The sequence below is a fragment of the Citrobacter cronae genome (genome assembly GCF_016893685.1).
GTDB lineage: Bacteria > Pseudomonadota > Gammaproteobacteria > Enterobacterales > Enterobacteriaceae > Citrobacter > Citrobacter werkmanii.
The window spans coordinates 1,279,581-1,303,532 of record NZ_CP069763.1 but is presented as its reverse complement, the minus strand read 5'-3'; the positions used below and the strand labels follow the sequence as shown (position 1 = coordinate 1,303,532).

Genomic DNA, 23,952 nt, shown 5'->3' with positions numbered 1-23,952 from the left:
TACGCCTATAAATCCGGGCATTCCACTTTGCCAAGCGCTTCCCAGTAGTTGTTCTGGTTATTTCTTTGTATTGCCAGAATGGCTTCGCGGATGTGCTGCTGATTGCGCGTATCCGCCATAATCGTTTTTTCCCACACCTCATCCGACGGCGACCCTTGCGGGGTGCAAATCTTACGTAAGTCCTTCATAACGGTGTTTTTTTCGTGTACTGCCTGCAGTCCGCCATACGCCGAGTCGGCTTGTACCAGTGCGGGTAGCGTGAAAAGGACGGCAATAATCGGAAAAATGACTCGTTTCATGATAATAATCCTTGTTGTCTATGCGCATCATCTCAAGAGTAAGTGTAGACGGCATACGACTCACTCATCAGCCTGTGTTAATGCCTAAAACTAAATCAGCCAGACGTTGTAGTTTTTCAGGAGGATAGGATGCAAATACAGATTACCGATACGGTTACCGAAGACGATCAAAACGCGCTGCTGGCCGGATTGCGTGCGTACAATCGCCAGTTTCTCAGAACCACCAATTTTGGCGACCTGGCGGTGTACTGGCGCGATGAGCACAATGAAATTCTGGGCGGGTTGATCGGCAAAATTAAAGGCGAATGGCTATGCATTGAGTTTTTATGGATGCATGATTCGCTGCGTAAAGGCGGTTACGGCACAAAATTGATGCAGGCGGCGGAACAAACCGCGCGTGAGAGAGGGTGTCTGCATGCGCTGGTGGATACGATGAGTTTCCAGGCGCTGCCGTTTTATCAGAAAAACGGCTATCAGCTGCAAATGACCCTCGATAACTTCCCGGAAACCGGTGCCGCGCGCCATTATTTGTCGAAAACGTTTTGATGACCGGAAGGTCTGGATGCCGCCTCACTTTCTTGCGCAGCAGAATAGTGTATGTTCTGAACAATCATTTATTTCTTAAGCGGTAAAGAGATGAGACGGATTGAGATAATACTGGGAGAGCTGGAACGGCTGACGCGAGGACTGAATCTTGCCCAACTGGCGCAGGAAACGGCGTTCACCGCGGAGGCCATCGGCTTTAATCTTGGGCTGGCGCGTAACTCGGTCAGTAAAGATCTCAATCAACTCTGGAATGACGGTCTGGCGATTAAAAGTCGCGGACGTCCGGTATTCTTTCTGCATCGTCAGACGATTGAAACGCTGCTGGGACGCAAACTGGATGAGTCCGAGCGCGAAGTGCAAACCGTTGCCGATCTGTTGCCTGTTCAGGAAGCCCAGTCGACAGACGATCCCTTTTTCGGCCTGATTGGTTACGATCGCAGCCTGCGCGATGCGGTGGAAAAAGGCCGCGCGGCGGTGCTTTATCCCCACGGGCTGCACGTTCTGCTGACCGGTCCTTCCGGCGTGGGCAAAACCTTTTTCGCCGAACTGATGCACCGTTTTGCCTGCGAGCGCGCGACGGGAACACCGCCACCGCTGGTCTATTTTAACTGCGCGGAATACGCCCATAACCCGGAGCTGCTCTCTTCACATTTATTTGGCCATCGACAGGGGGCCTTTACCGGCGCAAACGAGAATAAACCGGGGCTGGTCGAGCAGGCTGACGGCGGCTATCTGCTGCTCGATGAAGTGCATCGTCTGCCGTATGAAGGTCAGGAAAAACTGTTCTCAATTCTCGACAAAGGCCAATACCGACCGCTGGGTTCCAGCGCCGTGGCGCGCTCAATTTCGGTCCGTCTGATTTGTGCGACCACCGAACCGGTCAGCTCGGCGCTGCTGCGCACCTTCCAGCGACGTATTCAGGTGTGCATCGATTTACCCGGCATCCGCCAGCGCTCGGTGGAAGAGCAGGTTGAACTTATCGTCGGCTTTTTACAGCGTGAGAGCCGTAAAATCGAACGCACGATAAGCATCGACCGTACCCTGCTGCTCTGGCTGCTGAATAAGCCGCTGGAAGGCAATATTGGTCAGCTCAAGAGCGACATTCAGTTTCTCTGCGCCCAGGCCTGGGCCTCGGGGATGACGGAACACAGCGATACGCTACAGCTGGATAAACGTCTGGCAGAAATGCCGTTTAACGCCACGCCGGAACAACGCCTGCTGGTGGGAGCGCTGTTCGAAGGCAAAGAGCATCTGAGCATCGACGCCCGTACGCTGCCCGCACTGAAAAATTCGCTGGCGACCGGAGCCGAAATTGAAGAGAGCGATCTCTTTTACAGCTTCCTGACCCGGGAATATATCAACCTGCGTAACAGCAATGTTCCGCCAGCTGAAACCCTGGCGATACTTAAAAACAAACTCAGCTCGATTTTTGAATACGGTCTCTACAGCCGCGACAGCGTGGCGCATCCCCCGCGCTATGGCGATCAGATAGAAGAACGCGTGACGCTGCTGATCGGCTGCGTTGAGCAAGTGCTTGGTTTCACGCTGCCGGAGAATCTGGTTAACCCACTGCGCAAACACTTTCTGGCGCTGATTGGCTACGTGCAGCGCGGGCTTATTCCCCAGCTTTATTCTTCCAGTCTGATCCTCGACCGCTGTAAAGATGAATACGAAAACGCCACGCTGTTATGCCGAAAAATCAACGAACTGCTGCATATTCAGTGTCCAGCGACGGAGGTGGTCTGGCTGTGTCTGTTCCTCAAAGAGTGTCGGCATTACCGCCAACGAATTGACGCCAGCCCGGACTGCGGGGTGATTTTGATTGCTCACGGCGCGACGACCGCCACCAGCCAGGCGCAGTATGTGAATCGCGTGCTGGAGCGCGAGCTGTTCAGCGCTATCGATATGCCTTTCGAGCAGTCGGTGCATGATACGCTGGAAGCCCTGACGCAGATGATCCAGGCCCGGCAATATCGCCGACTGATCCTGATGGTGGATATTGGCTCATTGGTCCATTTTGGCAGCACGATCAGCAAACTATTCCAGATAGACGTTCTGTTGATGCCAAATATTACGCTCACCAGCTTGTTGGAGGTAGGACTGGATTTAAACTATGAAACCAGTGATTTACCGCAGCTGGCGGCATTAATGCAGCGCAAAAATATTCCCTGTCAGCTCTGTACGCCGCAGCAGGAAAACAGCGGCAAAGTGCTGGTCATCTCCTGTATTACCGGTATGGGTATGGCGGAAAAAATCAAAAAGGTGCTGGAGGAGAGCTTCGGCGAGCTGATGTCGCAGGACACGCGGATGGTGATCCTCGATTACAACGAAGTCCGCAGCCTGGAGCGCGTTCAGCAGGCGATTAACGCCAGCGAGCGTCTGGCGGGGATCGTCGGTACTTTCCAGCCGGGACTGCCGGACATTCCGTTTATCTCGCTTGAGGAGCTGTTCTCCGAGCAGGGACCCGAACTGGTGCTCAGCCTGCTGACGCCGGATCTCTCCAGCAGTGAGCGTCGTCTGGAGATGGAGCGCAGCGCAATGCGTTTCATCAGCGCATTGACCATGGAAAGCATCATTAACCACATTTCGGTGCTTAACCCGCAGCGCATTCTGAAAGAGATGGAAGGTGTGCTGAATCATCTGACCACCGCGCTTTCGCTAAAACCGAGCCGCCAGGTGACACTGCGCTTCCTGATCCACTGCTGCTGTATGGTTGAGCGTATCGTGATTAACCGCAAACCGTTACAGATGGCGTTAGAGAACAAGCCGGATCTTGATATCCGCGCGTTTAGTGTCATTAAATCGGCTTTCCTGCCGATCGAAGAGGCCTATGCCATTCGCTTATCGGACGCGGAATATTTTTATATCTACGAACTGCTGTATAGCTAATCTCTTGTCTGGCGGGGCTTTGCGCCCCGCCAGCATCCACAACTCCCCCGTGTGACACAAATTCTGGCACAGCCTTTGCTCTGTTTACCTATGTCTATGTAATCGAGCCAGGAGGCCATTTTGACTACCACTGAATCCTTGCCCCAGATCCTGCTGCTGACCCATGGCGGCTGGGGGCAACAGCTTTGCAACAGCCTGCGCATGGTGATGGGCGAAATCAAAGGCGTGACCGAAATTGCGTTGATGCCCGTTGATACGCTCGGGGAGTTTTATCAGCGCGTCGAAGTCGTGGTGAAAGCCATGCCGGAAGGCTCACTGATCCTGACCGATTTTATTGGCGGCACCACTTCTAATGTTGCGGCGCGGCTGAGCGCCGATTACCCGGTGGCAGTCATTTCCGGGCTGAATGCCTCTTTGTTACTGGAGGCGCTGGACAAACGCGAGCACGGTCAACTGACCGCCTGTGTGGCCGAACTGGTCGAGGCCGGGCGGAGCAGCTGCCTGGACGTTGTTGCTCACGTACGTCAATTACAACAATCACAATAAGGATTAAACATCATGGCAAACATCGTTTTATGTCGTATCGATAGCCGTCTGATTCATGGCCAGGTTGTGACTAAGTGGGTTGGACAATCTCAGGCAAACCGGATTGCGGTGGTTAGCGATGAGCTGGACGCCGACCCATTTATGAAAAATATCTACCTGATGGCAGCGCCGCCAAATATCAAAGTGGATTGCTTTGGTAACCAGAGTTTTGCCGCCGCATGGAAAGAAAATCAGCTTGGTGACGGCAAGGTCCTGGTGCTGTTCCCCTCTCTGGCGGCGGTCCTGGAGGCGGTCCAGTTGGGTTTTGATGTCTCCACCATTCAGGTCGGTGGGCTGGGCGGTGGGCCAAACCGCAAAGCGGTATTCCAGAACATCACGCTGGATGAAAAGGACGTCGGCATTCTGAGCGACCTGAAAAATCGTGGGATTCAGGTGTTCTTCCAGACTATCCCGGAAGATAAGCCGCAGTCGCTGGACGATATCCTGAAAAAATTCTAATTCTTTGATAACAGGGTACTTAACTATGGATACTTTAGTCTTTGCAAGCCTGATGGGGTTGTATTACTGGTTTGCCCGATTACGCCTTGGCTACACCTTTTCCGCCATGCTGCTACAGCCGGTGGTGATTGCCGTATTCGTTGGCCTGCTGTTAGGCAACATGGAAACGGCGATGATCATTGGCGCAGGTATGCAACTGGTTTACCTCGGCGTGACCTCTACGCCAGGCGGCAACGTCCCGTCGGATCCGGCGCTGGCTGCCTGTATTTCAATTCCTATCGCCGTGAAGGCCGGAATGGACCCGAACCTGGCCATCGCACTGGCGATCCCGTTTGGCGTTATCGGTGTGTTCCTCGACCAGTTGCGTCGTACGTTAAACGCCGCGTGGGTACATATGGCCGACAAGCACGCGGAAACGGCCAACATGGCGGGGATTATGCGCTGTGCGTTCCTCTACCCGGCGTTACTCGGGCTGGTGCTGCGTTTCCCGGTGGTCTTTGCCGCTAACTATTTTGGTCAGGACGTGGTGGAAAGCTTCCTGAAGCTGATGCCGCACTGGCTCACACACTCCTTTGAAATTATGGGCGGCATTCTGCCGGCGCTGGGCTTTGCCATCACCATTATGGTGATCGGTAAAAAGAGCCTGCTGCCGTGGTTTATCGGCGGATTCTTTGCAGTGCTGTACCTGAAGGTGGACATCATGGCGATGGCAATCTTTGGTACCTGCGTGGCCTTCCTGATTAAAGGTCTGGCGAAAAATGAAGGAGCAGCATGATGAGCAGCGACGTAATGCAGCATGAACTGGTGGAGCGTGCACGTGAAAGCGGCACGCTGACCAAAGCAGATATCACCAAAGCCTGGTTTATCTACTGGCTGGGTGCGGAAGTTTCCAGCTCCTATGAGCGTTTGCAAAGCCTGATTTTCTGCGCCTCGATGACACCGATCATCAAAAAACTATACCCGCAAAAAGAGGAGCAGGTGGAAGCGCTGAAACGCCATCTGAACTTCTTCAACTCGGAGCAAACGTTCGGGGCGGTGATTCAGGGGATTTCCATTGCGATGGAGGAGCAGAAAACGCGCGGCGAGCCGATTAGCGACGCTTCGATCACCGGGATTAAAACTGGCTTAATGGGACCACTGGCCGGGATGGGCGACTCCATCATCTGGGCAGCCGTTATGCCGCTGTTAATTGCTATTTTCATCCCGTTCGCCGCCAATGGCAGCGCGATGGGAGGAATTGTACCGTTAATTCTCTATCCTGCTATTACGCTGGCAATCAGCTACGGCATGGTCCACAAAGGTTATACGCTGGGGCGTGACTCGATTATCGGTCTGCTGCAGGGAGGGCGAATTAAGGAGCTTATCTACGGTGCTAACGTGCTGGGTCTGATCATGATGGGCGCGCTTTCTGCGAGTTACGTCAAGATCACCACCCCGCTAAAACTCAGCGCCCTGAAAGGCTCTGAAGTGGTGGTTCAGCAAATTCTCGACTCTATTGCCCCCGGCCTGTTGCCGCTGGCGGCGGTGTTCGCCATCTACTTTTATCTGGTGAAGAAAGGGCCACGTTACACCACGATCCTGCTGTCAATTGTGGCGCTCAGCGTGGTTTGTTCGCTGTTGGGAGTGCTGTAAGCCATGACACAGAATATTTATCAACAACTGGGGCTAAAACAGGTCATTAACGCCTGCGGCAAGATGACGATTCTGGGCGTTTCCAGCGTAGCGCCGGAGGTGATGCAGGCCACCGCGCGGGCGGCCTCATCCTTTGTTGAAATCGATCGGCTGGTGGACCGCACCGGCGAGCTGGTTTCCCGCTATACCGGCGCGGAGGACAGCTATATCACCTCTTGTGCGTCGGCGGGTATTGCTATCTCTGTCGCCGCAGCCATTACCCGCGGCGACCCGGCGCGAGTCTCGCTAATGCCTGATAGCACAGGTATGGCGAATGAAGTGGTCATGCTGCGCGGGCATAACGTTGACTACGGGGCGCCAATCACCAGCGCTATTCGCCTGGGCGGTGGTCGCGTGGTGGAAGTCGGCTCAAGTAATCTTGCGGCCCGCTGGCAGTTGGAGAGCGCGATTACCGATAACACCGCCGCGCTGCTGTACGTGAAATCGCACCATTGCGTGCAGAAGGGCATGTTGAGCATTGCGGATTTTGTGCAGGTCGCGCAGGTTCACAACCTGCCGCTGATTGTTGATGCCGCCGCCGAGGAGGATTTACACGCCTGGGTGGCGAGAGGGGCGGATATGGTGGTCTACAGCGGGGCAAAAGCCTTTAACGCGCCGACCTCCGGGTTTATCACCGGTAAGAAACAGTGGATTGCTGCGTGTAAAGCGCAGCACCACGGGATTGCCCGGGCGATGAAAATCGGCAAAGAGAATATGGTCGGGCTGGTGTATGCCCTGGAAAACTATCATCAGGGGCAGGTCGTGGTGACTGCTGAGGAACTCCAGCCCGTGGCACAGGCGATATCAGCGATTCCCGGACTGGACGCCGATATCGAACAGGACGAAGCCGGACGCGCCATCTGGCGGATTCGGATCCGCGTGAACGCGCAGACGCTGGGGCAGGATGCTTATGCTGTCGAAGCAAAACTTCGCGGGGGCGATATCGCGATTTACGCTCGTCGTTACAACCTTCATCAGGGCGTTTTTAGTCTTGACCCGCGTACGGTCGCAGAAGGGGAAATGGCGTTGATCGTAGCGCGATTAAAGGAGATTGCAGACCATGCAGCACATTAATTTTTATCGGAATAAAGTGGCCATTAACGTGCTGGCGAAGGATATCGCCAATGCCCGGGAAATCTATGATGCCGCTGAAGGCCATGCGGTGATCGGCGTGCTTTCCGCGCAGTTTACGTCAGTTGATGAGGGCGTTCGGGAAGTTAAACGCTGGATGACGGAGGTGCCGTCGATCTCCGTCGGATTGGGGGCTGGCGACCCGGCACAGTATTACAAAGCGGCGATGATAGCCTCAGCGGTTCACCCGGCGCACGTCAACCAGACCTTTACCGGCTGCGGGTTTGCGGCAGGGGCGCTGGCGGCCACGGGCGGCGAACAAACCCATATCAATGCGCTGGTCAGCCCGACGGGCACACCGGGGGAAGTGCTGATCTCGACGGGCGTTTGCAGTAGCCAGGGCACGCCTGCCCGCGTTTCCTGTGATGCAGCGGTACGGATGATGTTGGATTCAGGGGCGCACGCGGCGAAGTTTTTCCCCATGGGGGGAGAGCGGTCGCTGCCTGAGTTGTATGCGCTGGCGACGACCGCTGCGCGCAACGGCATGACGCTGATTGAACCGACGGGCGGGATCGATCTCGATAACTTCGGCATTATCCTGAAAACCTGTCTGGAGGCGGGAGTGCCCCGCGTGATGCCGCATGTTTACAGCTCGATTATCGATCCACAAACGGGTAATACCCGCCCTGAAGATGTCGCCAGGTTAATGGAGATAGTGAAAGAGATGGTGTGATGTTGCTATCGCCGGATGGCGCATAAAAGATGCCTGGTAAGCGTTAGGTTTCACCGGGCATTTTTGCGAACACCATTCCCGGAAAATGAATACATTGCAAAAGTAGGTATTTATTCGCCAAAGCGCCTCGCAGATGAATAGTTTCCCTGATGTTGGTTGCGCTGCTGGCGAGTAAGGTTCCGTCATCTTGTGCTTTTGGTGACGGATCGCCATGAAAAATCCTACAACTTCTACCCCGCATGATGCAGTTTTTAAAAAGTTCTTAAACCATCCAGAAACGGCGAGGGATTTTCTTGATACCTATCTCCCAGCGTCATTGCGTGAACTTTGCGATCTGAACACACTGAAGCTGGAATCCGGGAGTTTTATTGAGGAAGACCTGCGTGTCAGCTATTCCGATGTACTGTGGTCACTAAAAACAAGGACTGGAAAAGGCTATATCTATGCGTTGATTGAACACCAGAGTTCGCCGGATGCGCATATGGCGTTCCGGATGATGCGTTATGCCATTGCCGCGATGCAGAGCCATCTTGATGCCGGAAACAAAACGCTGCCGCTAGTGGTGCCGATACTTTTTTATCATGGCGTTGCTAGCCCGTACCCTTTTTCACTGTGCTGGCTGGATGAGTTTGACGATTCAGAAACTGCGCGGCAGCTTTATGGCGCGGCTTTCCCGCTGGTAGACATCACAGTGGTGTCTGATGACGAGATTATGCAGCATCGGCGCATGGCGCTACTGGAACTTGTCCAAAAGCATATACGTGAGCGCGATTTGATGGTGCTGGTCGATAAACTGGTTGCTCTGCTGATTAAGGGACACGCTAATGACAGTCAGGTAGAAACGCTATTTAATTACCTGGTACAGTCCGGCAGCGCACCGCGTTTTGAAGCGTTTATTCGCGAGGTTGCCAGGCGTGTTCCCAGGCATAAGGAGAGATTAATGACGATTGCAGAATGCTTACGTGAGTCGGGGCGAAGAACAGGATTGCTGGAAGGCAAACTCGAAGGCAAAAAGGATGAAGCGTTGCGGATCGCCCATGCCATGCTTGAGAAGGGCATCGATCGTGAACTGGTGCTGATGATTACCGGGCTTTCCATTGATGAGCTCACGGCACATTCTGACTAATTATCCTTTTTTCCATTATGCTTTTTTCTTCTTGCTGATGCTTTTTCGTTTTTTAAACCGCAGTGGCCTTCCCGCTATAGTCATTTCATTACTCATCAGGCGGTTATTTTAAAAGGATAAAAACGTGAAACTGAAGATACCTCATTTTGCAGCCGGGACGGTGGTATTACTGGCGGGATTATTGCTGGCAGGGTGCGATCAGCAGAGCAACGACGCGAAACATATTAAAGTGGGCGTGATTAACGGCGAAGAGCAGGACGTGGCGGAGGTCGCGAAGAAAGTAGCCAAAGAGAAATACGGCCTGGACGTCGAGCTGGTGGGCTTCAGCGGTTCATTATTACCCAACGATGCCACTAATCATGGTGAACTGGATGCCAACGTCTTCCAGCATCGTCCGTTCCTTGAACAGGATAATAAAGCGCATAACTATAAGCTGGTGGCGGTGGGAAATACCTTTGTTTTTCCAATGGCCGGTTATTCGAAGAAAATCAAAACGGTAGCAGAACTGAAAGACGGCGCAACGATTGCAATACCTAACGATCCGACCAACCTTGGGCGGGCGCTGTTGTTGCTGCAAAAAGAAAAGTTAATCACCCTGAAAGCGGGGACAGGCCTGCTGCCTACGGCACTGGATATTACTGATAATCCACGGCATCTGAATATCATGGAGCTGGAAGGCGCGCAGCTACCACGCGTACTGGACGATCGGAAAGTGGATGTGGCGATTATCAGTACCACTTATATCCAACAAACCGGACTTTCCCCGGTGCATGACAGCGTATTTATCGAAGATAAGAACTCGCCGTATGTGAATATCCTGGTGGCGCGAGAAGACAACAAAGATGCCGAAAACGTGAAAGAATTTCTGCAATCTTATCAATCACCGGAAGTGGCAAAAGCGGCGGAATCCATCTTCAACGGCGGCGCGGTTCCGGGCTGGTAATTAACCCGTTGCCGCGCCGGTTGGGGTTAAACCGCTCTGGCGCGGCGACGTGAGTCCATTGAGATCAGCACTACCGACGAGAGGATCAGCATCGTGCCCAGCCAGTCAGGCAGGGTGAACGTAATGCCTAACAGCAGCAGAGACAGCAACGCGCTGCTTAGCGGTTCCGCGCAGCTCAAAATGCTCGCTTTCGGGCCGCCAATCATCTGCGCACCTTTCAGGTACAGGCTAAACGTCAGTGACGTACCGATAACCACCAGATAGAAAAATGCCAGAATCAAACTGCCATTAACGACAAAGTTTGTTCCCTGCCCGGCATAAAACGGCAGCAGGATCATCCCGCCAATTAACATACTCCAGCCAACAACCGGCAGCGTACCGTAGCGCGCGATAAGCGTTGAAGGGTAGGTGGTATAAAACGCGGCGGCAAATGCGGAGGCAATTCCCCAGAACAGCGCGGCAGGTGAGATAGACAGCGATGTCGGGTTACCGTGGGTGACCAACAGGAACGTGCCAATGAGCGAGGTCAGGATCGCGGTTAGCACCAAAATGCCTGGTCGCGCTTTACGTACTACGGAAAACCACGCCACGATGATGGTTGGTGACAAAAATTGCAGTACCGTCGCGGTGGCGGCGTTAGATTTTTCAATAGTTAACAGAAAGGTCAACTGTACGGTAAGCGCGCCTACCACCGAGAAAATCAGCAGGCTAACCGCGTCTTTGCGGTTTTTGATAATGGAGAATACTTTGTCGCCGTGAACGAAGGAGAGCATCAGCAGAATAAGTCCGGCGAAAATCAGACGCGTCATGGTCAGGAACTGAGATGACATCTGACTTTGCTCCATGATGTACTGTGCACAAACGCCCGAACTTCCCCATAATACGGCGGCAATCAGGACGTTCATCATCCCTCTTCTGGTGGAACCCATCTTTCCCTCGGCATGTTGTTTTGTTTTATTTGTGTGCAGGCATCATAGCAGAGATAGCTGCGATTTCTGCCAGCACATCCGCAATCAGCCAGTCATTAAAGATTTTCACTTCCGGACGCATTACCGCATGCTGCGGCGTGACGATGTAGTATGACCACGTCAGCGGCCAACGGGTGTCGGGGTGAAGTTGCACCAGCTGTCCGTCGGTAAGTAACTGCTGAACCAGTGCCCGACGAACGATAGCCACCCCCTGACCGCTGATTGCCGCCAGGATCACCGCAGAGGTGGAGTTAATGTGCAGTCCACTGTCGCGGACGGCCGGGGCATGGGTAGCGTGCAAGACATCATCCCACGCAGGAAAATGAGCGCCGGGGTGGGGGGTGTCGTCGTGGATCAGCTTTTGCGCGGCCAGCCATTCCCCGCAGGCGATTTTATCTACCGGTACCATTCGTGGGCTGCAGACCAGAACGGCTTCTTCATCCATTAACCAGGTTTTATTGACGCCGGGCCAGTCACCTTTGCCGCAGCGTACGCCCAGATCGGCTTCGCCGTGGGCGACATCCATCAGCTTTTCCGTCACATTCAAACGTAATTCGATGTTTTCATGCGTTTGTGAGAAACGATTGAGACGACTCATCAACCAGTTCATGACCAGGACCTGCGACGCGGTAATGATCACCACCGAGCGCGCCCGACGGCCGCGCAGTTTGTTGAGTCCGGATTCCAGGTTATCCAGTCCCAGAGTGATGTCGCGCAATGCGTCCTGTGCTTCGCTGACCAGCGTGAGACGTTCTTTGCCCGTGCGGGTGCGATGTAACAGTGGATGGCCTACCCAATCTTCCAGCGCACGCACCAGTTGACCAACGGCTGCAGGCGTCACGCCCAGTTCCTGCGCCGCGCCGGTGAAGCTGCCATGGCGGGCGGTGGCTTCAAAAGCGTGTAACCATTTTAGCCGATTGAGTGAACGCATCTGCTTTTTTCCATTCTTATTAACTGTTTCCAGTATACGCCATCGAGATAGATTTTCTTTCTTGAGATGCTATTTCTTCTCAGTCGTCAACTCCTGAGCTGAGTGGCATCTTTAGCGCGTCAACGAATTCTTTAAACGAGGTTAACGATGAGCGCATTCTTTGCCGGAAAGAAATTATTAGTGGTGGGTGGGACCAGTGGGATGGGGTTCGAAACGGCGAAACTGATCCTCCAGGGCGGCGGTAGCGTGGTGCTGGTAGGCAACCGCGCCGAGAAAGCGGAACGGGCCCGTCAGGCGTTGGCGGAGCTGGGTGACGTCTCCGTCATTGTGGCAGATCTGATGTCGGAAGCGGGGGTTAGGCAGGTGATGGCAACGGTGAATGCTGATCATAAAGACATCAACCTGTTAGTGAATGCGGCTGGCGTGTTTTTCCCGAAACCTTTTACTGAACATGAAGTTGAAGATTATGAGCTATATATGAGCCTCAATCGGGCGACGTTTTTCATCACCCGCGATGTGGTACGCAATATGTTGGCAGACAATATAAACGGCGCCATCGTGAATATTGGTTCAATGTGGGCGCAACAAGCGGTGGGCGCGACACCTTCATCGGCCTATTCGATGGCCAAAGCGGGTCTGCATGCTTTAACCAAAAATCTGGCTATTGAGCTGGGTGCGCATGGGATTCGCGTGAACGCCGTTTCGCCAGCGGTCGTGCATACCCCCATCTATGAAGGGTTTATCCCGAAAGAAGATGTACAAGGTGTGATGAACAGCTTTGACAGTTTCCACCCGATCGGTCGGGTCGGTAAGCCGCTTGACGTTGCCGAAACCGTCGCGTTCCTGCTGTCAGACAAGGCGGGTTGGGTGACTGGCGCTGTCTGGGATGTCGATGGCGGTGTTATGGCTGGACGTAATAGCTGACAGGGGCTGATGCTGCGCATTACAAAACGCCTGCTTATACGAAACAGGCGTTTGTGCAAGATCGGAAAAGTTAAGCGCGCTGAGAGTCCAGCAGCTCGTTATTTTTCACAACATCCTGGGCTTTGGTATAGCTTTCAATTAGTAACTGATAAGCCGGGAAGATTTTGGTATAGACTTCAGCCCATTCCGCTGCGTCTTCCCGATTCCAGGTTTTCTGCAGTTCAGACGCAACCGCGGCAGTATCCATCGGCACGACACCAGCCTGTACGACGCGGGCCATGGTGATCTCCTGCGCCATTTTGCTGTAGGTACCGGAAGCATCGATGACGGCAAAGACTTTATAACCTTCTGCTACCGCGCTGATGGCCGGGAATGCCATGCATACACTGGTGATGGTACCAGCAATAATCAGCGTCTTACGGCCTGTCGCTTTTACTGCCGCAACAAACTCTTTGTTATCCCAGGCGTTAATTTCACCTTTGCGTGCGACATAATGTGCGTGAGGCGCGTTCTCATGAATTTCCGGAATAAGCGGACCGTTTGGCCCCTGCGGCACAGAGGCGGTGGTAATCACTGGCATTTTGCATAAGGTGGCGATTTTTGCCAGAGCCGTAGCTCTTGCACGCAGTTCAGTCATTGGCATATCGCCAACGGTCTGGAACAGGCCGCTTTGATGATCGATAAGCAACATAACTGCGTCATTGACATCAATCACTGGGCGTTGGCCATTAAAATTAGCGGGTGTAGACATGATCCATTCCTTGTTGTTGCTTTTTGCAGGCTATCTAACCTGCAGTAAAGTCTAAATCGCCTGGGCGATATCCATTTTTGCTCTACAGTTCATTAACCATTATTGACATCTTCATGGTTAATTTCAGGGGGAGGCTAAAGCTATCTTTATCAGAATTGCCTTAGTGAATTAATTTCCTCCTGCCCCATTAAAATAACAATACTTGTTATTATGAAATTATATTTCTGCATTCACATTATTTTATGATGTGTACTGGAAGTAAGGGGATGAAGATTCGGCGGGTGTTTCTGAGTGATTTATTTTTATATGGTTATTATTATTGTGAAATAAAATGAATATTAACGATATATCTTCAATGTCAATTTTGTGACTAATGCCACAGTTTTCCAGAGGATAATGATCATGTCTATTTTATTTTCTAAGTTATTATTGAGTTAAGTAAATTCTCAAGTTGATATTTATTGTGCTCCCCCGAACAGCAGAGGAGCACGGTATTAATATTACGGCTCTATAGGCGTCAGATAATCCAGTCGTAGCGGCTCGGCCAGTAGATCGTTCATTTGCAATACAAACGACTGGAAATGCGGCAGGGCGATATGTTCGTCCAGGCCAGCCTGACCGCGCCAGGATTCGCGCACATAAAATACATCTGGCGTGTCGCGTAACTGGAACAACGCATACTCAATATTGCCCTCCTCCCGGCGCGTGGGCAGTAAGAGAGCTTGTAGCGCCTGTTTCAGTGCATCGATTTTCCCTGGTTTGGCTTTCAGTACGGCAATAATTGAAATCACTTCTGCATCAGACATGTTAAAACCCCTCCAGCACAATCTTGCCGACCGAGCGACCCGTTTCAATTTGCGCATGCGCTTTTTGCAGATTCGCCGCCGTGATCGCGCCAAAATGTTCACCCAGCGTGGTATGGATGGTGTGGTCGTCGATCAACTGGGCCACGCGGGTCAATAGCTGATGCTGGGCAATGATGTCGTGGGTGGTAAACATCGAACGGGTAAACATAAACTCCCAGTGCAGCGAAATGCTTTTGGCTTTCAGCGGACGCGCATCAAGGGTTTGCGGATCGTCAATCAGCGCCAGTTTCCCCTGTGGAGCCAGGGCAGCAATAATTTGTTGGTAGTGCTGTTCGGTATTGTTCAGGCTGGCAACGTGTGTCACCTCTTTAATACCTATCCGTGCCAGCTCTTCCGTCAACGGCTTGCTGTGGTCAATCACATGATGAGCGCCCGCTTCACGTACCCATTTCTGGCTTTCCGCACGTGATGCGGTGCCGATGACGGTCATTTTGGTCAGCTTACTGGCCAGTTGCGTCAGAATAGAACCCACGCCGCCAGCCGCGCCGACAATCAGTAACACATCGCCTTCGTTGCCGTTTTCCTCAATGTCCAGGCGGTCGAAAAGCATTTCCCAGGCGGTGATTGCGGTCAGCGGTAGCGCTGCCGCAGAGGCGTTATCCAGCGATCGCGGTTTCAGCGCGGTGATTCGTTCATCAACTAACTGAAATTCGCTGTTACTGCCCGCACGTCCCAGGGCCCCGGCGTACCAGACTTCATCGCCAGGCGAGAACAAAGTAACGGCTTCGCCCACGGACTTCACCACACCAACGGCATCCCAGCCCAGCACGCGCGGCACATCAGCGTTAAAACCTTCGCGGACCTTGGTATCAACGGGGTTGACGGAAATGGCCTTTACTTCAACCAGCAGGTCATGTCCTGTGGCAACTGGCATGGGCAGGTCAATCTCTTGTAAAAATTCAATGTTATTGCCGTCGGTCGCGGCGCGGGTAATGGCGATGGCTTTCATAGTCTCTCCGGTCACAGGAATCAGTTGAATAATTCGATGGTAAACCGGCAGCAGAACGGGAAAAATAGCCCTACGGCGACAGGACTTATACTCGGGGAGTGAAAATGTTCCGGCTTGAAGATCTCACGTTGTTTGTCCGCGCCGCGGCGCTGAATAGTTTTAGCAATGCGGCGCGCGAAGTCGGCGTTCAGCCTGCTCAGGTCAGTTCTGCTATCAAGCGCCTGGAGTCTACGTTGACTATCCGCCTGTTCGCTCGCTCCACGCGCAGCCTGCGCCTGACGCCGGAAGGCGAGATTTGGTTGCCCTATGCCCGCCAGATGTTGGACGTGATGCATGCCGGGCTGCAAAAAATTCAGACCCCGGAAGATGAAGTTTCTGGCACGCTGCAAATCGCCGTTCCTTCCGATCTTGGGCGGAATTTGCTGCTGCCGGTCTTTCAATCTTTTCGACGCCGCTATCCTGCGCTGCGTTTGCGGATCTTTTTCTCCGATCAGGTGACGGATGTCTTTAAAGATCCTGTCGACGTCGCATTTCGTTATGGCAATACCGAAGATGCGTCATACATTGCGCTGCCCGTTGCGCCGGGTAACCGACGCGTGCTGGTGGCGTCCCCGGATTGGGTTTTACAAAACGGAGCGCCGAAAACCCCGGAAGATTTAGCGCAACTGAACGCCATGACCTTTGTCTTACGTGGACGCCTGCACGACTGCTGGACCTTTACGCACGACGGCGAGGTCAGCAGTGTGCAGGTCAACGGCACGATTATGAGCGATGATGCCGAAGTGATCCGACGGCTGGCGATTGCGGGTGAGGGGATTGCCTACAAGTCGTGGCTGGATATTAGCGAGGATGTACGCGAAGGGCGATTGCAGCTGCTGATGACGGATTATCAGGGAGAGAAAGTCCCGCTGAATATGATTTGCCCGCATCGTAAGCAGCTTTCAACGGCGGTACGCTTGCTGCATGACGCCGTGAAGGCGCGATGTGAAATGCTGGCGCAGAGCTAAGATACGCTTTGCGCCAGTACATTACTGTGGTGTGACTTAGTCTTTTTTCGCTGCGTTAGCAAAGAAAATATCAGACTGAATGTCTTTGGTGCGGATGGTAAACAACTGATTAGTGAGATCTTCCGTTAACTTCTCTGCATCAGCCATTATGCGCAGGTTGAAGTCATTCAGCATTTTATCTGCGGCAGGTTTATTGGTTTTCGCCATCTTCAGATATTCTGCTTCGACCTCTTTTTGCTCCTTCGCCACTTTATCTTCCCACGCTTTGTAGGCCTTTTTGACGATTGGCGCGAGCTTCGGATAATCGGTCATCGTCAGCGTCTGCAATTTACGATATTTCCAGTAGATGGATTGATCGTCAGCCTTATCTGTACCCATTGTATAGTTGGCCGGATATGCTTTCAGGCCGCTGTAGTACGGAACAAAGGCGGTGAGATCGGCCATACCCAGACCAATGTAGGTTGTTTCACCGATCTCTTTTGGCAACCACGGACGTACCTGCATAACGTGCGCTTCATAGGTGCGGAAGACGCTGACCGGACGCCACGGCTCTTTACCGTTCAGGCCGTTGGTGTACGGGTCATGACTGGTGCCTTCATAGTGGCTACGCAGCACGGCTTTTACATCGTCCAGCGTCATTTTCTTCTCTGGCTTCATGAAGACCGGGAATTCACGTCCTTTGGCCATATCCTGATTTGCGGAAGGATTGAACGTTTTCTGGATGGTCCATACGCGAGGATCGTTATACGTACGGTCACGCTCGTCATCACGGGTATAGGCTTTAGAGAAGTTGAATTTGCCATCTTTCGCCGGTTCGTACAGACCTTTTTCCGTTGCGAACTGAATCAGATTTTTTGACGCCATCATATCCGGGTTTTTAGGATCGTAATCCTGTAGGCGGCCCTGATTACCGGTGGCGAAATATTGGTTATTAGGCAGGCGCTGCGCCATCCACTGGTGGCCGCTGCCGGTTTCCAGGTACCAGATCTCGTTATCGTCGACGACGGCAACGCCAAAGCCTTCGCCCGCACCGACGGTTTCAACAATATGTCCCAGCAGCGCAACGGCGTCACGTGCGGTTTTGCTCTGCGACAGCAGAATATCCGGGATATCGTCTTCAGTGATCCCTTTATCCTCAACGTACGGGTCGGCGGCCAGCGCTTTTGGTGAAGCAAAAATAGATTCTGTTCCACTCACACCGACGCCCAGTTCGTTAAATCCGGTCGCGCCGTGCAGTTGAGTTTTCCAGTTTGGGACGGTGGTATAACGCAGAGAGTTTTTCGGCAGTGGCCAGGTAAAATCATTCGCGCCATTATGTGCTTTGGTGCTGTATACCCCGGTCTGATTCTGTTTTGCCGGATGAATGACAAAATGCTGTGCTTTCAGGGCATCGCTGTCTGCGCTACGGGCGACCAACATGGAGCCGTCCGCTGATGCTTCATTGCCGACCAGCAGGGTCGTACAAGCAAAACCTGATGAAACAACCGCCAAATTTATTGAAAGTGCAATCAGGCACTTTTTAAAAGTAAACATTACGTATCCCTCATATGTACGCCAAAAATACACCGGAAACATACCGTTTCCTGAAATGCGATAACGTCTGAATGCTCAGACATGTCTCGCGAGAGAGATAAACGCCCCTGCCCACGTCTTCTCCAAATATTCATGCGTAGGTTGAAGTCTTCTGGACAAAATAAAACGTCCATTTCGCTTAATTATTACGCAACGAATATCCTGATATTCAGGATGTTTCCTGATTCGCGGTGAAGAATAGAATGGCTTATTAGTGGATTCAGTGACCTGTGTCGCGTAAGTTAATGATGACAAAAGTGAATCCTGTGGCAGCACCGTGCTTTTTGTTTCCGGATATGACGTTACCTTTTGCGGCAATACAGCGAGGGAACATTGGAACTGGCGAAAATCCATGCGCCCTTATACTCCTCCATGACCAGGCTCAGGCTGCGTCCGGTCTGCCGATAAAACCCGGGCAACGTATTGTTGATATCCGCTTCATCGGCCGTGTCGGCGAAGGTTTTGACGACTTGCATGGCCTGTAACACCCGCGCATCACGCTGTTGGGTGTAGCTGAAATAGATGTTCCTGCTGATGTCTGAGGTATTACGCCCATACAGTTTACCGGTAATTGTTGATAATCCTTCCTGGTTGTACATCCGAAATGAAACCGTACCGGCAAAGCGGTTGCTGCCAATATTCCATTCAACGTTCCCAACGCAATTCAGCGGCTTTTCGGCATAGCGCGAATACCATAGCCAACTGCCTGAACCGAGCAAGGTAGCCAGGCCAATAGTGAGCAAGATTATGTGGCGTGTTTTTTTCATTGCCCGCGCATCCAGTAATAATGGGTAGTACAAAATGCGTGGGCATCAATCCGCGCATCTTTATCGCATACAAATGCCACCATCCTTTCTGCTTTGAGGTAGCCGGATAGAAACACGTGTTTGTTGTTTTCACAGAGAAAAGGATGAAGTTGCATCAGACTGAAATAGCCATGCTGGTCGTACTCATTCGGAGAGTAATAAATTTTGCAGTTTTGCCGCGAAGGGATCTGCATGGAAACAGAGACAAACTTACTAAATGGCATAACCGGGCGAGTCTGATACCACACCAGCCAGATAACCAGAGTAGCAATAACAACACTAACGCTAAATAAAATGTTCCACCAGGAGATCTGCGTCGTTTGTTGTGGTGCGGTAAGAATTACCTTTGCAGGCGCGCGCTCCTCAATAACCGGTGACTGGGAAACGTCACTCTGAGGGTCCGTTATCACTTCTACCTGAGTGTTTTCATTCAATCTCAGCCCTCGCCGGGAAATAGTTTTCACCGTATCACGCGGTAGTCCCACTTCCGCCAGCGCATTACGTAACGTCAGAATTGCCTGGTAGAACGTGTTGGTGCTGGTGACATTATTTCTCTCTCCCCAACCCACTATCATCAACGTGTTCTGGGAAACAATGTCACTTGCGTGAGTAATTAAATAGAGAAAACAGAGCGAAGCTGGGAGCTGGAGTTGTATTGTGCGCCCGGTCTGACGATTGACCAGACTTTTGCTATCAGGATTAAATTCGACCAACTGATTGATAAGATACAATTGCCCAGCCCTCAGTAACCAAAACGTATCACAGCGTGTCCTTGCACACCCCTTAAATTTTACATCCAAATCGATAAGACGCCTCTATCTTTGTACATGATCTAAGATAAGAATTTCACTTAGGGGGTAAAAATCCTTCAAATACAATATGTTATTAACTTAATTTCTTAGGTGGGAATTAGCTAATGTTAAATAATGAGAATTCATTACAGTTTTATCTGGGTTATCATTATATTTATCCACAGAGCAACAAGGGTGATTGAGTTATCTGAATTGTGTAATTAACGAGTAACCTTTACATCGGTTATTTTTTAGCAAATAGTGCTTTTTTAAGATTTATCCTAGGGTTTTAATTTATGCATAAAATTCCTAATGCCCAGATTGTTATTCTGAGATAAAACACAAAAAAACTTAGCGGTATGGCATTGCTTACCGTACGTACATATTAGCGCATCAAGAGTTTATTACATTTTTTTAGGGTTGCTGTTATTAACTGACAAGGAATGTCATACGTGTCGGATTGACACATTTATTTACCGATGAAATATTTATGGAAAAATAACAGGAGTCATTTTTTATGAACAGATCCCCATCACAGAGTATTCGTTGCATAAGCTGTGAATTATCCTGTCAATTATTTCCGGATACTGCGGTACGCGCCAGCTACTGTCACCGTGCCGCTTTTGCGATCTGGCCTGAGGGAAACGGTTTTCTACAACGAGGCGTTATTGAAAAACTTTTGCTTAATAATCAAAACCATTTATCCCGCGGGTTTATTTTTGTGGATTTCTCCTTCCCCAACCTGCGCCTGTTCGCTGACCCGAAATGGGTTGATCGTCTGGCGTATAGCGGTATGCATATTGTTTTGATTGCGGACCGGAACCTGGCGCCGTTAGCCAACTACTGGCTGTCGAAAAGCAATAAAATACAAGGCATTATATATTCTGATGATGATGATGACGTACAGCATCAGAAGATGAGACGATTATTTACGGGTCATCTCGCTAACAGTAAACGTGGGCGCACACTCAACTATACAGAAATGATATTACTGAAGCGATTTGTCTCAGGAAAAAGTATTCAGCAAATTACCCAAATAGATAATATTGATATTAAGAAAATATACGTCTATAAGCTCCGGCTTGAAGATAAGTTGGGCCATAGTATTCATCAAATACTATCGAATATTTTATAACGCATTTCTGATTTTTATTATTTCACATCCTAGCGATGTGGTGGACGCTCTACGCCTGATAGCAGGAGGCTAATATGCCAAATCCCAAATCTTACTCTCGTATTGCCATCGCGGTTTCAGCCGCATTAACGTCTATGGTATTTTCAGCCCATGCAGCCTGGGTTGATGTTGATAGTCTTCCTTCCAGCGGTCTGGTTAGCAGTCTGCCCCCGGAATTGCAGGCAATAATCCCTGCGCAGGCCAATGCCAATTTCGCTAAAACCAGCGCCATGCCAAATTATGTTTATCAGTGGAGTGCGGGCACCATTCCTGTTTATGGTAATGGATTAACGTTAAATGGACCCGGTGCTGAAGCTTTTGAACACTCTGTTACTGTTATTCAGAACAGCGCGACGGGTAGTCCGGGCGTTATTTTTGGTGACGACCTGACGATCCGCACCCAGTCAAAGAATGCCGCCAATAATGGTAAAGATGTTGACGGTATCCGCACGCATGGGGCCAATACGCCGGATAACCCGGTCTTTATCATCACCGGGGATCGCACCAGTATTTATGTAGACGGTCAGGATGGTGACGGTATTAACGCCGGTTATAACGCAATAGGCCAGGGCTGGATAGGCTCGGCTAATATCTACGTCGGTGATGATCTGTACATCAAAACGACGGGTAACCAGGGGCGTGGTATCACCGCCAATGCCATGCGAGATGCGACGCTTGCCAAAAATACGATTGTCGTTGGCGATCGTGCGCATATTGTGACGACCGGCGACGGCTCTGAAGGTCTTCGCTCCGGGCAGAGCGGTTCCTCAATCCTGCTTGGCAATGACGCTACCATCGAGACGTCTGGTGCCTCCTCAACGGGCATTTATGCCGCCACATCTTCTAAAACGGAACTGGGTAATAACGCCACTATTACGGTTAACGGCGCGAGTGCGCATGCGGTCTATTCCACCAACGCGACCGTGAACCTGGGCGACAACGCGACCATTAGCGTGAACAGTTCTGGAAAAGCGGCTTCATACAGCAAAGCGCCACGCGGCCTGTTTGCGATTTCACGCGGGGCGATAAATCTGGCCGGTGGCGCCGCGATTACTATGGTGGGCGACCACAGTACTGAAAGCTATGCCATCAGCACCGAAACGGGCGGCACCGTAGACGGATCCGCCGGTGGACGCTTCCTTATCGACGGCGATCTTCATGCTGCCGGAGGAACAAACGCGACCAGCAGCCTGCCCCAGCAAAACAGTACGATTAAGCTCAACATGACCGACAACTCACTATGGAGCGGGGCGTCTTATATCACCAGCGCGACCGCCGGGACGGGGGTCATCTCGCTGCAAATGAGCGATGCGACCTGGAATATGACCAACAGCTCAACGCTGACCGACCTGACGCTGAACAGTGGGGCAGTGGTTAACTTTGGCCATGCTGACGGCGAACCGTGGCAGACGCTTACGATTAACGAAGATTTTACCGGGAATGGCGGCAAACTGGTTTTCAATACCGTTCTGAATGACGATGCCTCCGAAACCAATAAGTTGACAGTGCTCGGCAACACAGCGGGTAATGCCTTTGTGGCGGTGAACAACATTGGTGGTACCGGGGCGCAGACCGTTGAAGGCATTGAGATAATCGAGGTTGCTGGCAACTCTGACGGCACATTTGAGAAAGCGAGCCGTATTGTCGCCGGGGCGTACGACTATAACGTAGTGCAGAAGGGCAGTAACTGGTATCTGACCAGCTTCATTCCTGCTCCGCCCGATCCGGTGGACCCTGTTGACCCTGATCCCGTAGACCCGGACCCGGTTGATCCGATTATCCCTGATCCGGTCGACCCGGACCCGATCGATCCTGTGGACCCGGTTATTCCTGAGCCGGAAGAGCCTCATGTTCCGCCGGTCACGGAGCAACAGTATCGTCCGGAAGCCGGCAGTTATCTGGCGAACAACTATGCCGCTAACACACTGTTCATGACCCGACTGCACGATCGTCTGGGTGAAACGCAGTACGTCGACATGCTGACGGGCGAGAAAAAAGTGACCAGCCTGTGGATGCGTAACGTTGGCGCGCATACCCGCTTCAAAGACGGTAGCGGGCAGTTGAAAACCCAAAGCAACAGCTACGTCTTACAGTTAGGCGGCGATCTGGCGCAATGGAGTAGCGATGGCCTCGACCGCTGGCATATTGGCGCGATGGCAGGTTATGCCAACAGCCAGAACCGCACGCAGTCCAGCCTGACCGGCTACCACTCTCGTGGTCAGGTCACCGGTTACAGCGTGGGGCTGTACGGCACCTGGTATGCCAATGACGCAGACAAGACCGGCACCTACGTAGATACCTGGGCGCTGTACAACTGGTTTGATAACAAAGTGATGGGTCAGGAGCAGGCGACAGAGAAATATAAATCCAGCGGTATCACCGCCTCGGTCGAAGCCGGTTACAGCTTTAAACTGGGCGAAAGCGAGCGCAATAGCTACTGGCTGCAACCGAAAGCGCAGGTGGTGTGGATGGACGTGCAGGCCGACAGCCATCGCGAAGCGAACGGGACCCGCGTGAAGGATGACACCGATGGCAATCTGATGACTCGTCTGGGCGTGAAAGCCTTTATCAACGGCCATAACGCCATCGATGACGGTAAATCTCGCGAGTTCCAGCCGTTTGTCGAAGCCAACTGGATCCATAACACGCAGACTGCCAGCGTGAAGATGGACGATGTGAGAAACGACATGCGCGGCACGAAGAACATCGGCGAGCTGAAAGTGGGTGTTGAAGGTCAAATCACTCCGCGCCTCAACGTATGGAGCAACGTGGCCCAACAGGTTGGCGACAAAGGCTACAGCGATACCCGCGGTATGCTCGGCGTGAAATATAATTTCTGATGTAAGTGAGTAATGGAAAAGCCGCTGATTAACCGATCGGCGGCTTTATTA

Annotated in this window: 23 protein-coding genes; 14 read left to right on the top strand and 9 right to left on the bottom strand. The window is 51.9% G+C overall.

Going from position 1 to position 23,952, the window contains the following annotated elements:
* Positions 1–5: 5 nt before the first annotated feature.
* The gene (locus JSN25_RS05560) at positions 6–299 is read right to left on the bottom strand and encodes a YicS family protein (RefSeq protein ID WP_038635608.1); all 294 of its coding nucleotides are present in this window, start codon (positions 297–299) and stop codon (positions 6–8) included.
* 129 nt (positions 300–428) lie between these two features.
* Here JSN25_RS05560 and JSN25_RS05555 point away from each other — a divergent pair, with 129 nt between their 5' ends.
* From JSN25_RS05555 to nlpA, 10 genes are all read left to right on the top strand, one after another.
* The gene (locus tag JSN25_RS05555; RefSeq protein WP_038635605.1) at positions 429–845 is read left to right on the top strand and encodes a GNAT family N-acetyltransferase; all 417 of its coding nucleotides are present in this window, start codon (positions 429–431) and stop codon (positions 843–845) included.
* Between the two features lie 90 nt (positions 846–935).
* Positions 936–3,734, top strand: a complete 2,799-nt coding sequence (gene dagR, locus JSN25_RS05550) for a transcriptional regulator DagR (RefSeq protein ID WP_204525513.1) — start codon at positions 936–938, stop codon at positions 3,732–3,734.
* A gap of 120 nt (positions 3,735–3,854) precedes the next feature.
* A complete protein-coding gene (locus JSN25_RS05545; RefSeq protein ID WP_038635600.1) occupies positions 3,855–4,280 on the top strand; it encodes a PTS sugar transporter subunit IIA in 426 nt (141 codons plus the stop codon).
* A gap of 12 nt (positions 4,281–4,292) precedes the next feature.
* Complete coding sequence (locus tag JSN25_RS05540; RefSeq protein WP_038635597.1) at positions 4,293–4,778, top strand: PTS sugar transporter subunit IIB; 486 nt, start codon at positions 4,293–4,295, stop codon at positions 4,776–4,778.
* Positions 4,779–4,803: 25 nt separating this feature from the next.
* The gene (locus JSN25_RS05535) at positions 4,804–5,553 is read left to right on the top strand and encodes a PTS mannose/fructose/sorbose/N-acetylgalactosamine transporter subunit IIC (RefSeq protein ID WP_003023960.1); all 750 of its coding nucleotides are present in this window, start codon (positions 4,804–4,806) and stop codon (positions 5,551–5,553) included.
* Positions 5,550–6,410, top strand: coding sequence for a PTS system mannose/fructose/sorbose family transporter subunit IID (locus JSN25_RS05530; RefSeq protein WP_005121522.1), 861 nt, complete (start codon positions 5,550–5,552; stop codon positions 6,408–6,410). The genes JSN25_RS05535 and JSN25_RS05530 overlap by 4 nt, the downstream gene beginning before the upstream one ends.
* Before the next feature lie 3 nt (positions 6,411–6,413).
* Positions 6,414–7,523 carry a D-glucosaminate-6-phosphate ammonia lyase gene (gene dgaE / locus JSN25_RS05525; RefSeq protein WP_204525512.1) on the top strand — a complete coding sequence of 370 codons (1,110 nt, stop codon included), beginning with the start codon at positions 6,414–6,416 and terminating at the stop codon, positions 7,521–7,523.
* Positions 7,510–8,253, top strand: coding sequence for a 2-dehydro-3-deoxy-phosphogluconate aldolase (dagF, locus tag JSN25_RS05520; protein WP_121529734.1), 744 nt, complete (start codon positions 7,510–7,512; stop codon positions 8,251–8,253). The genes dgaE and dagF overlap by 14 nt, the downstream gene beginning before the upstream one ends.
* Positions 8,254–8,464: 211 nt before the next feature.
* A complete protein-coding gene (locus tag JSN25_RS05515) occupies positions 8,465–9,379 on the top strand; it encodes an Rpn family recombination-promoting nuclease/putative transposase (protein WP_199952753.1) in 915 nt (304 codons plus the stop codon).
* 124 nt (positions 9,380–9,503) lie between these two features.
* Positions 9,504–10,322 carry a lipoprotein NlpA gene (nlpA, locus tag JSN25_RS05510; protein ID WP_204525511.1) on the top strand — a complete coding sequence of 273 codons (819 nt, stop codon included), beginning with the start codon at positions 9,504–9,506 and terminating at the stop codon, positions 10,320–10,322.
* Between the two features lie 26 nt (positions 10,323–10,348).
* Here the strand turns inward: nlpA and JSN25_RS05505 are convergent, their stop codons facing one another.
* Both JSN25_RS05505 and JSN25_RS05500 read right to left on the bottom strand, forming a co-directional pair.
* Positions 10,349–11,251 carry a carboxylate/amino acid/amine transporter gene (locus JSN25_RS05505; RefSeq protein ID WP_069323680.1) on the bottom strand — a complete coding sequence of 301 codons (903 nt, stop codon included), beginning with the start codon at positions 11,249–11,251 and terminating at the stop codon, positions 10,349–10,351.
* A gap of 25 nt (positions 11,252–11,276) precedes the next feature.
* Entirely contained in the window at positions 11,277–12,221 is a 945-nt protein-coding gene (locus JSN25_RS05500; protein WP_121530043.1) for a LysR substrate-binding domain-containing protein, read from the bottom strand.
* A gap of 147 nt (positions 12,222–12,368) precedes the next feature.
* On the opposite strand from JSN25_RS05500, the gene JSN25_RS05495 reads away from it, so the two are divergent.
* Positions 12,369–13,145 carry an SDR family NAD(P)-dependent oxidoreductase gene (locus JSN25_RS05495; protein WP_085049124.1) on the top strand — a complete coding sequence of 259 codons (777 nt, stop codon included), beginning with the start codon at positions 12,369–12,371 and terminating at the stop codon, positions 13,143–13,145.
* Between the two features lie 70 nt (positions 13,146–13,215).
* On the opposite strand, the gene JSN25_RS05490 is transcribed toward JSN25_RS05495, so the two are convergent.
* The 3 genes from JSN25_RS05490 to JSN25_RS05480 form a co-directional block, all read right to left on the bottom strand.
* Complete coding sequence (locus JSN25_RS05490) at positions 13,216–13,896, bottom strand: hydrolase (RefSeq protein WP_038635572.1); 681 nt, start codon at positions 13,894–13,896, stop codon at positions 13,216–13,218.
* 500 nt (positions 13,897–14,396) lie between these two features.
* On the bottom strand, positions 14,397–14,702 hold the full coding sequence (locus tag JSN25_RS05485; RefSeq protein ID WP_042311525.1) for a putative quinol monooxygenase: 306 nt from the start codon (positions 14,700–14,702) through the stop codon (positions 14,397–14,399).
* Between the two features lies 1 nt (position 14,703).
* Complete coding sequence (locus tag JSN25_RS05480; protein ID WP_204525510.1) at positions 14,704–15,711, bottom strand: zinc-binding alcohol dehydrogenase family protein; 1,008 nt, start codon at positions 15,709–15,711, stop codon at positions 14,704–14,706.
* A 104-nt stretch (positions 15,712–15,815) separates the two neighbouring features.
* On the opposite strand from JSN25_RS05480, the gene JSN25_RS05475 reads away from it, so the two are divergent.
* On the top strand, positions 15,816–16,718 hold the full coding sequence (locus tag JSN25_RS05475; protein WP_204525509.1) for a LysR family transcriptional regulator: 903 nt from the start codon (positions 15,816–15,818) through the stop codon (positions 16,716–16,718).
* A 36-nt stretch (positions 16,719–16,754) separates the two neighbouring features.
* Here the strand turns inward: JSN25_RS05475 and JSN25_RS05470 are convergent, their stop codons facing one another.
* The 3 genes from JSN25_RS05470 to JSN25_RS05460 all read right to left on the bottom strand — a co-directional run bounded on the left by JSN25_RS05470 (position 16,755) and on the right by JSN25_RS05460 (position 19,827).
* On the bottom strand, positions 16,755–18,251 hold the full coding sequence (locus tag JSN25_RS05470; protein WP_069323827.1) for a C69 family dipeptidase: 1,497 nt from the start codon (positions 18,249–18,251) through the stop codon (positions 16,755–16,757).
* 341 nt (positions 18,252–18,592) lie between these two features.
* A complete protein-coding gene (locus tag JSN25_RS05465) occupies positions 18,593–19,057 on the bottom strand; it encodes a hypothetical protein (RefSeq protein ID WP_038635561.1) in 465 nt (154 codons plus the stop codon).
* The gene (locus JSN25_RS05460; RefSeq protein WP_085049165.1) at positions 19,054–19,827 is read right to left on the bottom strand and encodes a winged helix-turn-helix domain-containing protein; all 774 of its coding nucleotides are present in this window, start codon (positions 19,825–19,827) and stop codon (positions 19,054–19,056) included. The genes JSN25_RS05465 and JSN25_RS05460 overlap by 4 nt, the downstream gene beginning before the upstream one ends.
* A gap of 577 nt (positions 19,828–20,404) precedes the next feature.
* Between JSN25_RS05460 and JSN25_RS05455 the strand changes: the two genes are divergently transcribed.
* Complete coding sequence (locus JSN25_RS05455) at positions 20,405–21,022, top strand: helix-turn-helix transcriptional regulator (RefSeq protein ID WP_038635555.1); 618 nt, start codon at positions 20,405–20,407, stop codon at positions 21,020–21,022.
* Between the two features lie 74 nt (positions 21,023–21,096).
* The gene (gene misL / locus JSN25_RS05450; protein WP_087857232.1) at positions 21,097–23,901 is read left to right on the top strand and encodes an intestinal colonization autotransporter adhesin MisL; all 2,805 of its coding nucleotides are present in this window, start codon (positions 21,097–21,099) and stop codon (positions 23,899–23,901) included.
* Positions 23,902–23,952: the final 51 nt, after the last annotated feature.